Below are 13,544 nucleotides of genomic sequence, written 5' to 3' on the forward strand. Positions count from 1 at the left end.
ATATTATTTAACGAAGCCGTTTAGGATTGATCCTAAGCGGCTTTTTTGTTTTACTTCCGTATAAACTAATTATTTACCTGAGTTGGATTAATAATTTAGTTTCCAAAATATAGCATCTAAATTTGCCCGTACTGTATTACCTTTGGGAGGCGAAAAAGCTAGGCCTCATTGGCATTATACAAGTTTTTTTTAAGGAGTATCTAGCGCAAAGCCTTTGATTAAAAGACCTTTTGTCTAGCAGACGTCTATATTTTTCATGGTAAATGACATTAGATTTTACATAAAAAAAAATTAAAATGAACGATACTACTATAAATATAAATTCTGGTTTAAAAGAGAGGTGGGAGACATTTAAAAACCTAAATCCCAATAAGAGGATTAAAGATGCTGCCGAAGAATTAGAGGTTAGTGAATTAGAGTTATTGAGCACCATGTGTGGAGACTCTGTAATTAGGTTACAGCCTAGATTTAAAGAAATATTAACAGAAATCAAATCCCTGGGCAAGGTCATGGCGTTGACTCGTAATGAGTATTGTGTACATGAAGTAAAAGGAGTTTATAAAAACCCTATATTTAAAGACGATAACTTAGGATTATTTTTAGGAGAAATAGATCTTAGATTTTTTTTTAAGTCACTGGCATAGAGCTTTTTCTGTTCATGACAATACAAAAGGCAGGGATTTGCACAGTTTGCAATTTTTTTCTAGTACTGGGCAAGCTCTTCACAAAATATACTTGACACCAGAGAGCAGTATCGATAACTATCTCAGTTTGGTGGATAAATTTAGAAATGAAAATCAAGAGGCTTATGAGAGTGTTGATAAGGCTGAAAAAAATCCTAAAAATAATATAGAGACTCCTAAGATAGATGTAGAGCAATTCCATAAAGAGTGGAAAGGCATGCAAGACACACACGAATTTATGTCTATCTGTAGAAAGTATAAATTAGATAAAATTCAAGCTTTTAAGCTGGCTCCAAGTGAGCATTATGCTAATAAAATTCCTAATTCTGCAGCCGTCGAGGTAATACAACAAGTCGCTTCTAAAAATATTCCTGTTATGATTTTTGTAACTAATCCAGGAAACATACAGATATATACTGGAGAAATACAAAAAACTTCTTTTTACAAAGAATGGTTTAACGTATTAGATCCAGATTTTAATTTACATCTAAATGCTGATAAAATATCTCAGGCATGGGTAGTTAGAAGACCATCGGGTAAAGATGGGGAAGTATCGGCTTTGGAAGTTTTCGATGAAGATGAAAATTTAATAGTTCAAATATTTGGCAAACGAAAAGAAGGCAGTCTCGAATTAGAGTCTTGGAAGGAATTATTGATGAAATACAGCAAATAGTCATATTATTTTTTTCTGTATGATTTTTACAGACCTTTATTTCAAATTCATATAACAATTTAAACCAATGAGTAATAATTATAAAGAGCTCTTTTCAAGAGTGGAGACTTTTATTTTTGATGTTGATGGGGTCATGACCGATGGAAAAGTCAATGTCATATCAGAGAATAATTGGGCTCGGCAGATGAATATTAAGGATGGATACGCTATAAATCTAGCCATTAAGCAAGGTTATAACTTCTGTATAATTTCAAGTGGTTCTAATTTACTCGTTAAGAGTAGATTACAAAAGTTAGGAATAACAGATTTCTTTTTTTCTTGTTTTGATAAGCTAGAAGCGTATGAAGATTATATAAGTACTTACGATATAAGGGAGGAAAACACTCTTTACATGGGCGATGATATGCCTGATTATCCAGTTATGAAAAGAGTAGGGGTGCCTGCTTGTCCTAATGATGCCGCTATAGATATAAAAAATATATCTAAATATATATCGCCTTATAATGGAGGGAATGGATGTGTTAGAGATGTTTTAGAACAAATTATGAGGGTTCAAGGTAAATGGATTATCCCTGAGTGATAAAATAATAAGACTGTTATGGTAGCGCAAGATATTTTAAATGGATATAGTATTGTTTTAGCTTCAAATTCTATCAGAAGACATAAGCTTTTAAAAGATATGGGATTATCTTTTTCCATTGTAAAAAAGGATTTGGAAGAGATATATCCTTCTGATTTGGATATTAGAAAAGTTCCCGAATATCTAGCTGAATTAAAGGCTTCTCATTTTGAGAGAGATATAAAGGAATCGGAGATTATTATCACGGCTGATACGGTTGTGATATTAGAGGATGAAATTTTAGGCAAGCCTAAAGATGACAGACAAGCTAAAGTTATGTTAGAGAAACTTTCGGCTAAGACTCATGATGTTATCACTGGAGTATGTCTTGTTTCTAAGAAGAAGAATAAGCTAACTTTTTCTGAAAATACAAGAGTCACTTTTAGATCTCTTTCTTGCAGAGAAATAGATTTTTATATAGAGCAATGGAAGCCTTTTGATAAATCTGGAGCATATGGAATACAAGAGTGGCTGGGCTTGATAGGAATAGAAAGAATAGAGGGAACACAATCTAATGTTTTGGGATTGCCAGTTAATACTCTTTATAAGAGGTTAAAAGAATTTTCAATGTGAAAAATCTAGACTGTAAATCAAATTCCTCCCAATATATTTAAAAAAAAGAACTAAGATTAGATAGATTACAAGAGATCTTCAAAAAGATTTACAGAAAAAAAATCTTAGCGGTTTATATCAGAAAAAGAGCCTACAAAAATATATTTTAGCTAGCCTTAGTTTTTGCCTGTAAAATCCTGTAAAACTATGCTTACTATATATCTTTTTTAACAGAGCAATGCATTACAAATGCAGGAGGTATATTCATAAGAACTAAATCTTTTCTCAGGATATCGAAATATTTTTTAAGCATTTTAAATGTTCTTGGAGAATATTGAAACTGGACATATCTACCAGTGTCTCCTAGAACTTCTGTGCATTTTTGCAAAATATTATTAACCAAATTTTTAGGTAAAATAGTTATGGGTAAACAAGATATTATGGCATCAGCCTTTGTTTTTCCAGCTTTGGTTATATGTGTTGTTATATTTTCAGCAGAATCATTTACTACTATAAGTCTATGGTCTTCTATCCCCTTTAGTATCTCGATCATTTTTGGATCTACCTCAAAAACTATAAGAATACTGTCCTTAGACATTTTTTGCAATATGTACTTAGTTATACATCCATTACCCGCTCCTAGTTCAACTATTAATTTAGTTTTATTAAAATCTATTTGTGATATCATTTTTAGTGCTAACCTTTTGGAACTAGGTGTCACACTTCCACTTTTTGATATGGTATAAGACATCCTTAAGGAATCTTTGATCTTATTTGCTTTATACATTTAAATTTAGGTTGACTACAGATGCCTCCACCTCGGTAATACTGATAATTACTAAGACAAAGATAACTATAGTTATCTTTTTTTTTAGAGAAAACTTATTATTTGAGCTTTATTTTATTTATTGAGTATTTGGTCACTATATTTCCTTTTACATTTTTTCCCTTTATACTCAGTTGTGAAAAATCAACTTCAAATTTTGATTTCATCAAAGTGTATTTTTTTTTCAAATGTACAGTTACAACTTCTGTTTCACTCTTAGGATTTGCTGAAAAGTAAATTACCTTAGATCCTTTAGTTCCTTGTGTTATATCGTATTCCTTATCTCGTGTTACAGACAATACATTAAATCGTTTTTTATATGAAATACCTGTCTCGCCATCTTCATATATGACATTGTATACATTTTGGCTATTTCCTTTCTTAAATACTTGTATATGTATTATATCCTTGCCCACAAAGGTTTTACTATCTACTTTGGTAACTAAAAAAGTTCCATCCTTTTTAAACACGATAATATCATCTATATCTGAGCATTCCAAAGCAAAAGATTCATCTTTTAAAGAAGTTCCTATAAATCCTTCTGTTTTATTGAAATATAATTTGGTATTAGAAATAGCTACATCGAATATATCTATATTGTCAAATGTTTTTATCTCAGTTTTGCGCCCTTTATATACATTTTTGTATTTGGTTTTAATCCTAGTGAAGTACTGTATTGTAAAGTCTACAATATTTTTTAAGTTATATTCAGTTTCTTTTATCTGTTTTTCTATATTCTTTATGTAGGTCTCAGATTTATCAATATCAAATTTAGAGATTCGTTTAATTCTTATTTCAGTTAATTTTACTATATCCTCTTTGGTTATATCTCTAATTAATTGTTTTACATAGGGTTTTAATCCCTTATCTATGGCAGAGATAACATCTTCCCAAGTGTCTTTTTCTTCTATATTTCTATATATTTTCCTGACTATAAATATCCTCTCCAAGGTCGAAAAATGCCATTGTTCTCTCAAATCTTCCAACTTAATTTCCAATTCTCTATATAGCAGCTGTTTGGTGTTTTCCGTGGATTTATAAAGTATTTCAGAAACACCCAAAAAAACGGGCTTTTCATTTTCTATGACACAAGAAATAGGAGATAAGGATAGTTCACAATCTGTAAAAGCATATAGAGCATCTATAATTTTCTCTTCTACAGCACTGTTATGTAAGTATATTAATATCTCTACATCCTCAGCTGTATTGTCCTCTATTTTTTTTATTCTGACTTTCCCCTTATCATTTGCCTTTATTATAGACTCTATCAATGAGGAAGTTGTCATCCCATAAGGGATTTCAGTTATTTTTAAAATCCCCTTGCCTACTTGAGATATTCTGGCTCTCATCTTTATTTTCCCACCTCTTAATCCATCTTTATAATCTGTGAAATCTGCCAGTCCTTTTGTGGGGAAATCAGGATATATATTTGTCTTTATCCCCTTGAGATTTTGTATTGAAGCATCTATTAACTCTATAAAATTATGAGGCATGATTTTAGTGGACAAGCCAACGGCAATACCTTCGACTCCTTGAGCTAAAAGTAATGGGAATTTGATAGGCAAAGTAATCGGCTCATTATTTCTGCCGTCATAAGATTTTTGCCATACTGTTACCTTAGGATTAAAAACCACGTCTAAGGCAAATTCAGATAATCTGGCTTCTATATACCTAGCTGCTGCTGCCTTATCTCCTGTGAGTATGTTCCCCCAGTTTCCCTGGGTATCTATTAGAAAGTTTTTTTGACCCAGCTGCACTGTAGCTTCAAATATAGAAGCATCTCCATGAGGATGATATTTCATAGTGTTGCCCACTATATTTGCAACCTTATTATAGCGCCCATCGTTTAGCTCGTACAACGAATGCAATATACGTCGCTGTACAGGCTTTAAGCCATCTTCTATGGTGGGAATAGCTCTTTCTAAAATAACATATGAGGCGTAATCTAAAAACCAATTTCTATACATGCCCGATACTTCGGTTACTTCCGAAGTATCATTTTTAATGCTTAGGTCTATTGTGTTATCTGGCATTGAAATATATCTCTACGTCCGTTCAAATGTAATGACTTTTTTTTAAAAGTAGAGTATAAGGCTTATAAACTAAGGTTGGGCTTCTCAAATAGATTAGAGAACTAGCAATGTTAGCTACAATTACCTAAAAGAGATAATGACTAACCCTAGATTATTTTTTTAATTTTTTTAAAAAGTTATGAAATCGACTTTTTTGACTCTTAGAGAGACTCCAAAAAAATGGTCCAAACCCATACCAAATTGGGGAATAATTTTGAATCAATTTATTTACTATTCTTGACAAAAGAGTTCGACTATGAATAAAAACAAAAAAAATATGTCATTTTTTATTTACACACTTTAAGCGATAGTGTCCAATAACAATAAAATACCCAGAAATGGTAGCTCAAATAGCCCCTCATTTTGTGGGTGAAAAAATACCAGCCTACGGGAAGGATAACCTTAGTTTTTATAAACACATACGATATGCAGCATTGCTTTGGGATATTTAATTCAAATCAAGTTTCTAAACACGATATTCAACTTCCAATTAGTGCTTTAGAAGATGGGATTTGGCAAACTTCAGTTTATGGAATGCAAGGGTTATATTTCGATTACCAAAAAATACTGACGGTTGGTTATTTTCTAACTGGTGAAACTGACAAAGATTTTAAGGATATCCGCAATGCTCGAAAAACATTCCTGAATAATATGACAATCAAATACATTAAACCTTATCAATCAGATTTTATCAATGAGTTAGGTGATTTTTTTTGATCAAGAGAATGGCCGTCTATTCTATAAAAACCTTGTTCTTTACAATAAATCTAACATACTCACTGATGTCTTTCCTAAACTTGCTGAAGAGATTGCAAAAGACAAAGCTGGTCTGATTGACATCAACATTCTCTTAGAGAGTTTCAATTACTTAGGACACGGGGTATTTAAAGAGAAAAGTTCTGACAAAGCAATACTTGCACACCCATTTTTCAGAAAATCACTTTCCCATTACAATAATTTTAACTCAATATTCCTTGATGAGCTTGTTGGTTTAAGTGATAAAAAAGATGTCATAACTAAAATAAAGCTTGATCCAGACTACATTGGGTTTAGCCCATCTTTTCTACAATCCTTTGAATTTGAATACTGGTGGGGGCCAAAATATGATGATGATATATCTTCAATAGAAGTAGGGTTGACAGTTTACAAAAATGATGAGTACGAAAAATTATATCACAATATTGACCGAACTGAATTTTTTTGGAAATCAAACAATGAACTTCATGAATTTGAGCTTGAAGAAGTAAAGGATGATCCAGCTCCAACTTTAACGGATACTTATGGTTGCAGATATGTTCATTCAATTTATAACAAGGATAAGTCTGAATTTCAGCATTTTGATGGTGCTATTCGATCATATTCAACAGAATTGATGATCGAGAGACTTGATAGTAAAATGACAGAGTTTGGCAGAAAAAGTGATTATACAAAGCTTTTTAGAGTTGATGGAAAACTCTCCTTATCCAGCTGGAAATCACTTGTTACAAACTACTTACAAGGTAACCCTGAAATTTACAAGTACTTTAATTTACCAAAACCTTCAGTAAAACATGTTCAACCCGAAGAGAATGAAAAGAGTCCGTTAGAGAAGTATATCCCATATTCAATAAGTAAAAATGACGGAATAAGATTGTTAGTAAGCTATCATCCAAAAAAGGATCATGGCAGTAAAAAAAGGTATGTATCTATTCCTGATGTAATCATTTTAGAAGATGGCAAACATCATGATGCTATTGAGTATTTCACTGTGGAAATAAAAAAAGCTTTAAACAGATTAGGTGAAAACTTAGAGCTTCCTCAAGGTTGTGTTCATACGTTTCCAGGGGATTATTATGTAAATATTCCATGCATTTATCATTCCACAGAGGACACGCAAAACTTGGTGGATAAAACAATGGAGGCATTAAATATGATAGTCAAATGTCTTCATGAAAGAAACAATGAAGAAGTTCTGTCTTTTACTCTAGCATGGGATGTGGAAGATAAAGAAATCAGGGTTTGTGTTATCGGACATGTAGAAGATTTGAATACCTGGCTTCAATCAACAGAATCAATCCCTACGGAAAGAACTTTGTTAAAAAAGTGGCTAAAACAGCAGCAGGAATATTGCTCTAGTCATGGAAAACCAACTACTCCCCCTGTTTTGTCTGAAATTACACAAAGTAATGGTGTACTTTATTTTAAGAGAAGATATACTCAAGACGATGTTGATTTAACCCGCATTATTCATAGTCATACTAAAATAGATTAGACGTGATATTTTTTCCTTAACTTTTTTACTAATCGAAGAGAACTCATCTTCTTTGTCGTTTTTTTGCACCTTTTTTTAGGATGACAATGCTCTTTTTTAGTGTTTTTACATGGTTTTTTAACGACAAGGCGTAACTATCCCAAGGTTGTTCATTTCACAAATAAACAACCGTTACTGGGTAATAATTTCCCGAAATAAACCCTTGTAAACAAAAGATTTAGATAGCTGATAATAGATTCGCCTTTTGGTAATTTTAATCGTTGCTCCTACCTTGAGAAGATAGGTTCTAATCGAACTGATTAACCATTTTTTTGCTACTTCAAATCTTGTTTTCTTTATCTTCTGTTTCAGTAATAAAAACATTTCATAGGCAAGACTACTCATCATAAGTCGAAAAAAATTAGCAAGAAAACTATGATTTGACAAACGATCAGAAAAACACATATTTTTAACTTCTTTTATTCTATTTTCACTTGAATCACCTCTTTTCACATAAAAGTCAAAGTAAATTTCTCTAGCATCCTTTTGGGGAAGATTACTAGAAAAATGCCTTATGTTCATCCCTAATCCTGTACTCTCAACTTTAGAATAGCACTGTTGAGGCTTGTGCCAACTCTTGGCTTTGTACGTAAAACTCATAAAATGTTGGTGCTTCTCTCCCTGATCTAAATACATTTTTTTTACAGCATTTTTTGACCAAGATACCTTTCTTTTTAAAACTTCATTGCTCGCTATGCCTGTCACATATAGTAAATCAAAATCATCTACTAATTGGTAAAAAGGAGCGCAACTAAAGCCGCTATCACTTCTAATAATTATTTCCATCTCTGGGTGACTCTCACGTATTTTGATAATTATTCGCTTTAAAATACTCACATACCATTTATTAGAATGACTATTTCCTGGGCGGAGTACAGGAAGGATAATCTGTCCTGTTTTTCCATCATGAAAAAATAGTTCATTGTACATGAATTGACTATAATAACCGTTAAACATTGACAATTGTTGACTGCCATGAGTTGGATCATCAGTTGAATCTACGTCAATAACTATTCTCTTACGATCAGATAAACTTGAAACATATTTGTATAAACCACGCATCACAAAACTTAAAAAACAGCTTGTTTGTCAAAGCTATTCTCAAATCTTGATATAGTAGGTTGAGAAGCCAAATCACCTTGAAGAACATCTTTGAATAAAGGATCGTTATGTAAATGATTAACATCATTGGCGTCTTCATAGCCTAACATGATCATATAAACCCTTTGTTTTAACTGTTGCTTTCTGGTATAAGTAATAAATCTAGAGTCTCGAGTATCAGGCAAAAGTTTACTGTAATAATGAATCAATCTATGATCTCTTTCTAGTTTTTCAAGCATGATTAAAGATCCATCAGAGCTAATTTCTGATGATGAAAAAGTTAACTCAACAGAAGTTTTCCCTCTATAAAATAATGTGTTTTTATTCCTCATTTTTGGGCTATATTAAAGTATGTTTCTTTGGACTTTAATGCCTTAAAATTAACACTTTATGCGCAATATTTAAAGGGTAACTATGAATAATCTGGGTTAAAAGTAGTTGAAGTTAACCCTTTGGGTTTTGAATTTGAAATCAATACAGATGAATCAAAAAAGGATCTTATTGAACAACTTTCCGATAAAAAAATATTCATCGCTGAATCAACTATCATTGAAGAAATGATTTGTTCGAAATCTGGATTAAATTACTTGAATAGCTCTTATTCCATTGTTTTGGATGAAGGTGTAGGTCAGTATATGAAGAAATTTAGACATTTTAATTTTCATTGGACAGATAAGCCAAGAACAATAATTTTCATTCGACAGATAAGCCAAGAACAATAATTTTCATTCGACAGATAAGCCAAGAACAATAATTTTCAAGTAGATAAATCCGCACCCAATGTGCCTACAGCCTGTTCTTTCCGTTCGTACCTCACTGCAATCACAAGCTTTCAGCACCACTCAGTAAGAGTAGCCCATTATTCCATTCCGCAAACTACATTCCATATTGTCGTACACTTCCTTTTTCCAACGCACATCCAAACGCAAGTAAAGCGATGTTCCGCCTTTGGTCGTCAGCAAATAAAATCTACAAACCATTACAGCGCATTTTTTTTGGGACACTTCAATTTTTAAAGGTCAAAAAAAGAGCTATAGTGCCCTACAGGTGCCTCGCTAAATCTATGCAATTTGTCACTTTTATTGCGTTTCTCTGCAAGTTATCACGGTATTTCCTTCCACTACCCATAATTTTGATCGCCTGCGGGTCGCTACGGGCTGCGGCTTAATGTTGATTGACTTGCCTCCACTGCCGCTATTAAAGCAGTAAGTCTTGTGTAAGTTCCGTTGGACTCCGCCTTTTTGTGTAAAGAAAAAATTACAAAAATGATACGTTCCACTTCACACATAGCTACAAACCGCCCTAAAAAGCGTTGTGCCTTTTGTACCACCCTTACTCCACTCGCAGGTGGCTCGCGCTGCCCTGTCCAAAGTCTGCAATCCGTTGGCACCTGACTACCTGCAACCTTCGCTCCTTATTAAACTATTAAAAATAACTTCTATTAGTTAGCAACTTCATTTATGAACTTTATCCTGACCATTCTAATCTCTTCTTCAGAGTATTCTCCATCGAATTCTTTTAAAGCTTTTTCTATGCTATCATCTTCAGAATTCAAGAAATAGTCATATATCTCTTCAACTTGATCTTCATCTAGAATATCTGCTATGGCATAGTTTATATTTATATTGGTGCCAGAGTTTACTATTCTCTCTATTTCTGAAAGAAGATTGTCCATACTGATACCCTTTGCTTTTGCAATATCTTCTAACAAGAGTTTTTTATCCGTATTCTTTATGATATAAACTTTTAATACAGATTTATTTACTGCTGACTTTACAACTATGTCATCTGGTCTCAAGATATCATTCTCTTTGACATAATCACTTATAAGATTGACGAATTGCTCTCCAAATTTTTTAGCTTTCCCCTCTCCTACACCGTATATACCTATCAATTGCTTAATAGTAGTTGGATATTGAACACACATATCATCTAGAGATGAATCTTGAAAAATAGCAAAGGGAGGTATACCTAATTTTTTAGACATTTCCTTTCTCAAGGACTTTAGTGGAATTAATAAATTTTTATCCCCTACATTGCTTTTTTGTGAAACAGTATTAGAAGCTTTTGTGTAATCATGATCCTCAGCCATAGTAAATGAAGGTTTATAGGTTAAGAAATTCCTTCCTTTTTCAGTCAGTTTTAATTTTCCGTATTCTTCTATGTTTTTTTTCAACAAATCCCTTACTATAGCTTGTCTACAAGCTGCTTTCCAAAACTTTTCATCTCTGTGTTCCCCTTTTTTATACACGTCTAAAAGTTGTACTTTATGAGCTTTAGTAACTGAATTACTCTTTCCCATAAGAATGTATATTATTTCTTTGGCTTTGTATTGCTCAAAGGTCTTTGAAATAGCATCTAATAAGAGGTGTATTTCATCTTTAACTTCTATTTGTTTTTTCTTAAATCTAGCATTGTCATCCATATCTGCTCCCTTCCCATTAATCTCATCGAAATATTCTCCAAAGTAATGAAGCAAAAATTTTCGTCTAGAGATAGAAGTCTCGCAGAAAGATACTACTTCTTGCAATAAATGCAAACCCACCTCTCTTTCAGAAATAGATTTCTTATTCAAGAATCTCTCTATTTTTTCCATATCCTCATAGTCGTAAAAGGCCAAACAATGTCCTTCCCCTCCATCTCTTCCCGCTCTACCTGTCTCTTGATAATAACTCTCAAGACTCTTAGGCATAGAGTGATGTATTACATATCTGACATCAGGCTTATCTATTCCCATACCAAAAGCTACAGTAGCTACTACTACATCTACATCTTCCATAATGAACATATCTTGATTCTTAGCACGAGTCTTAGCATCCAGACCAGCGTGATAAGATACAGCAGTAATACCATTAACATTTAGTAATTCTGATATCTCATCTACTTTTTTACGACTAGAACAATATATTATTCCAGATTCGCCTTTTTTGGAATGGATAAATTTAACTATCTGTGATTCCGTATTAGATTTATGACGCACCTCATAATAGAGATTTGGTCTATTAAAAGAAGATTTGAAAACTTTAGCATTATCCATCCCCAAGTTTTTCTGAATGTCTTCCTGAACCTTTGGAGTAGCTGTAGCGGTAAGCACCATTATAGGAACATTGGCAATACTTTCTGTAATAGGCTTTAAGGTTCTATACTCGGGTCTAAAATCATGTCCCCACTCAGATATACAGTGAGCCTCATCTACAGCAAAAAACGAAATATTAACAGATTTAAAGAACTCTATATTTTCTTGCTTAGTAAGAGATTCTGGAGAGATATATACCAACTTAGTAACCCCATTTCTTATATCTCTTTTCACATCTTCGAGTTCAGATTTACTCAATAGTGAATTTAAAACATGAACCACTCCATCTCTTTCAGAGATACTTCTTATAGAATCCATTTGATTTTTCATCAGGGCTATAAGGGGAGAAATAATTATGGCCGTCCCCTCTGAAATCAAAGCTGGCAGTTGAAAACACATGGACTTGCCCCCACCAGTAGGCATTAAAACAAAAACATCGTTGCCGTCTAACAAACTTGTTATAATCTCTTCTTGGTTTTCATTAAAGGAATCAAATCCGAAATAATCTTTTAATTTTAATTTTAAATCTATTCTCTGCTTTAGAGAGACTGGTTGTTTTATATCCACTTTATTATTTATACTTTTTACACACATATAAAAGACATCTGCTTGATGTCTTATTAGTAATTTTGCTAGATTACGGCTAGTGCAAAATTAATAAATAAAAGATGTGAAAAAAAAAATAGATATAATAAAAATAGCAAGAGAAGCTATACTATTACAGGCTCGATCTATAGAGATGTTAATTCCTAACCTGACAGATGATTTGCAAGGAGCTGTAAATCTAATACACCAGTCTAAAGGAAGAGTGATAATAACTGGAATAGGCAAAAGCGCTAACATAGCTTTGAAAATAGTAGCCACATTAAATTCTACTGGAACACCTTCTGTATTTATGCACGCTGCCGATGCCATACACGGTGATTTGGGAATCATACAAAAACGAGACGTTATTATTTGTATTTCAAAAAGTGGAGAGTCTCCAGAAATGCAAGTCTTAGCTCCTTTAATAAGAGAAAGAGGCAATAAAATTATCTCCATTACTGGTAATCCAAATTCCTATTTAGCGAGAAAATCCAAATACGTTTTAAATACTTCTGTAGAAAAAGAAGCTTGTATAAACAACTTAGCACCTACTTGTAGCACCACTGCCCAACTAGTTATGGGGGATGTTTTAGCCGTCTGTTTAGAGGAGTTAAATGGCTTTTCTACTGAAGATTTCGCTAGATATCATCCAGGTGGAACACTGGGTAAAAAACTGTATTTGAGAGCTATAGATATCATTGAAAACAATTTTAAGCCAAGTGTAAACCCAGATGATCCCATAAGTAAAGTTATTTTAGAGGTATCTAGCAAGAGATTAGGAGTGACTGCTGTAACTATAAACGATCAAATCATTGGAATAATTACAGATGGAGACATCCGTAGAATGTTGGAAAATACAGATAATTTCTTAAATCTAAGAGCAAGAGATATAATGAGTCATTCACCTCATTGTATCTCTCCTGACTTACTAGCTGTAAACGCCATAAAAATAATGAAAGAAAAAAAAATTACACATATTTTGGTAGCTAAAGACACCCATTACTTAGGCGTGATACACTTGCACGATATAATAAAGGAAGGTCTTTCTTAAAAGACTAACTAACTTT

The 13,544-nt window shown here is 32.8% G+C and carries 12 protein-coding genes and 1 pseudogene; 8 read left to right on the plus strand and 5 right to left on the minus strand.

Annotation, left to right across the window (positions count from 1 at the left end):
• The first annotated feature begins 296 nt into the window (after positions 1-296).
• From JBKA6_RS07980 to JBKA6_RS07290, 4 genes are all read left to right on the plus strand, one after another.
• On the plus strand, positions 297-644 hold the full coding sequence (locus JBKA6_RS07980) for a ChuX/HutX family heme-like substrate-binding protein (protein WP_262490685.1): 348 nt from the start codon (positions 297-299) through the stop codon (positions 642-644).
• A complete protein-coding gene (locus JBKA6_RS07985) occupies positions 613-1,356 on the plus strand; it encodes a ChuX/HutX family heme-like substrate-binding protein (protein WP_262490690.1) in 744 nt (247 codons plus the stop codon). The genes JBKA6_RS07980 and JBKA6_RS07985 overlap by 32 nt, the downstream gene beginning before the upstream one ends.
• A gap of 67 nt (positions 1,357-1,423) precedes the next feature.
• Entirely contained in the window at positions 1,424-1,936 is a 513-nt protein-coding gene (locus JBKA6_RS07285; RefSeq protein ID WP_096687269.1) for a KdsC family phosphatase, read from the plus strand.
• An 18-nt stretch (positions 1,937-1,954) separates the two neighbouring features.
• Positions 1,955-2,548, plus strand: coding sequence for a Maf family nucleotide pyrophosphatase (locus JBKA6_RS07290; RefSeq protein WP_096687271.1), 594 nt, complete (start codon positions 1,955-1,957; stop codon positions 2,546-2,548).
• Positions 2,549-2,741: 193 nt separating this feature from the next.
• Here the strand turns inward: JBKA6_RS07290 and JBKA6_RS07295 are convergent, their stop codons facing one another.
• Together JBKA6_RS07295 and JBKA6_RS07300 are read right to left on the minus strand one after the other, a co-directional pair.
• A complete protein-coding gene (locus tag JBKA6_RS07295; protein WP_096687273.1) occupies positions 2,742-3,314 on the minus strand; it encodes a class I SAM-dependent methyltransferase in 573 nt (190 codons plus the stop codon).
• A gap of 98 nt (positions 3,315-3,412) precedes the next feature.
• On the minus strand, positions 3,413-5,386 hold the full coding sequence (locus JBKA6_RS07300) for a DNA gyrase/topoisomerase IV subunit A (protein ID WP_096687275.1): 1,974 nt from the start codon (positions 5,384-5,386) through the stop codon (positions 3,413-3,415).
• Between the two features lie 175 nt (positions 5,387-5,561).
• Between JBKA6_RS07300 and JBKA6_RS08185 the strand changes: the two are divergent.
• The 3 genes and pseudogenes from JBKA6_RS08185 to JBKA6_RS07310 form a co-directional block, all read left to right on the plus strand.
• A pseudogene (locus JBKA6_RS08185) lies at positions 5,562-5,685 on the plus strand (IS256 family transposase); the annotation flags it as partial.
• A 166-nt stretch (positions 5,686-5,851) separates the two neighbouring features.
• Complete coding sequence (locus JBKA6_RS07305; protein WP_096687277.1) at positions 5,852-6,142, plus strand: hypothetical protein; 291 nt, start codon at positions 5,852-5,854, stop codon at positions 6,140-6,142.
• Complete coding sequence (locus JBKA6_RS07310) at positions 6,129-7,676, plus strand: hypothetical protein (RefSeq protein ID WP_096687279.1); 1,548 nt, start codon at positions 6,129-6,131, stop codon at positions 7,674-7,676. Before JBKA6_RS07305 ends, JBKA6_RS07310 begins: the two co-directional genes overlap by 14 nt.
• Positions 7,677-7,847: 171 nt before the next feature.
• Here JBKA6_RS07310 and JBKA6_RS07315 read toward each other — a convergent pair whose 3' ends face one another.
• The 3 genes from JBKA6_RS07315 to JBKA6_RS07335 form a co-directional block, all read right to left on the minus strand.
• On the minus strand, positions 7,848-8,777 hold the full coding sequence (locus JBKA6_RS07315; protein WP_096687281.1) for an IS1380 family transposase: 930 nt from the start codon (positions 8,775-8,777) through the stop codon (positions 7,848-7,850).
• Between the two features lie 8 nt (positions 8,778-8,785).
• Positions 8,786-9,148 carry a transposase gene (locus tag JBKA6_RS07990; RefSeq protein WP_096685809.1) on the minus strand — a complete coding sequence of 121 codons (363 nt, stop codon included), beginning with the start codon at positions 9,146-9,148 and terminating at the stop codon, positions 8,786-8,788.
• 1,109 nt (positions 9,149-10,257) lie between these two features.
• Complete coding sequence (locus tag JBKA6_RS07335) at positions 10,258-12,459, minus strand: RecQ family ATP-dependent DNA helicase (RefSeq protein ID WP_231952052.1); 2,202 nt, start codon at positions 12,457-12,459, stop codon at positions 10,258-10,260.
• Between the two features lie 103 nt (positions 12,460-12,562).
• On the opposite strand from JBKA6_RS07335, the gene JBKA6_RS07340 reads away from it, so the two are divergent.
• Entirely contained in the window at positions 12,563-13,528 is a 966-nt protein-coding gene (locus tag JBKA6_RS07340; protein WP_096687289.1) for a KpsF/GutQ family sugar-phosphate isomerase, read from the plus strand.
• Positions 13,529-13,544: the final 16 nt, after the last annotated feature.

The organism is Ichthyobacterium seriolicida (genome assembly GCF_002369955.1).
Classification (GTDB): Bacteria; Bacteroidota; Bacteroidia; order Flavobacteriales; family Ichthyobacteriaceae; genus Ichthyobacterium; species Ichthyobacterium seriolicida.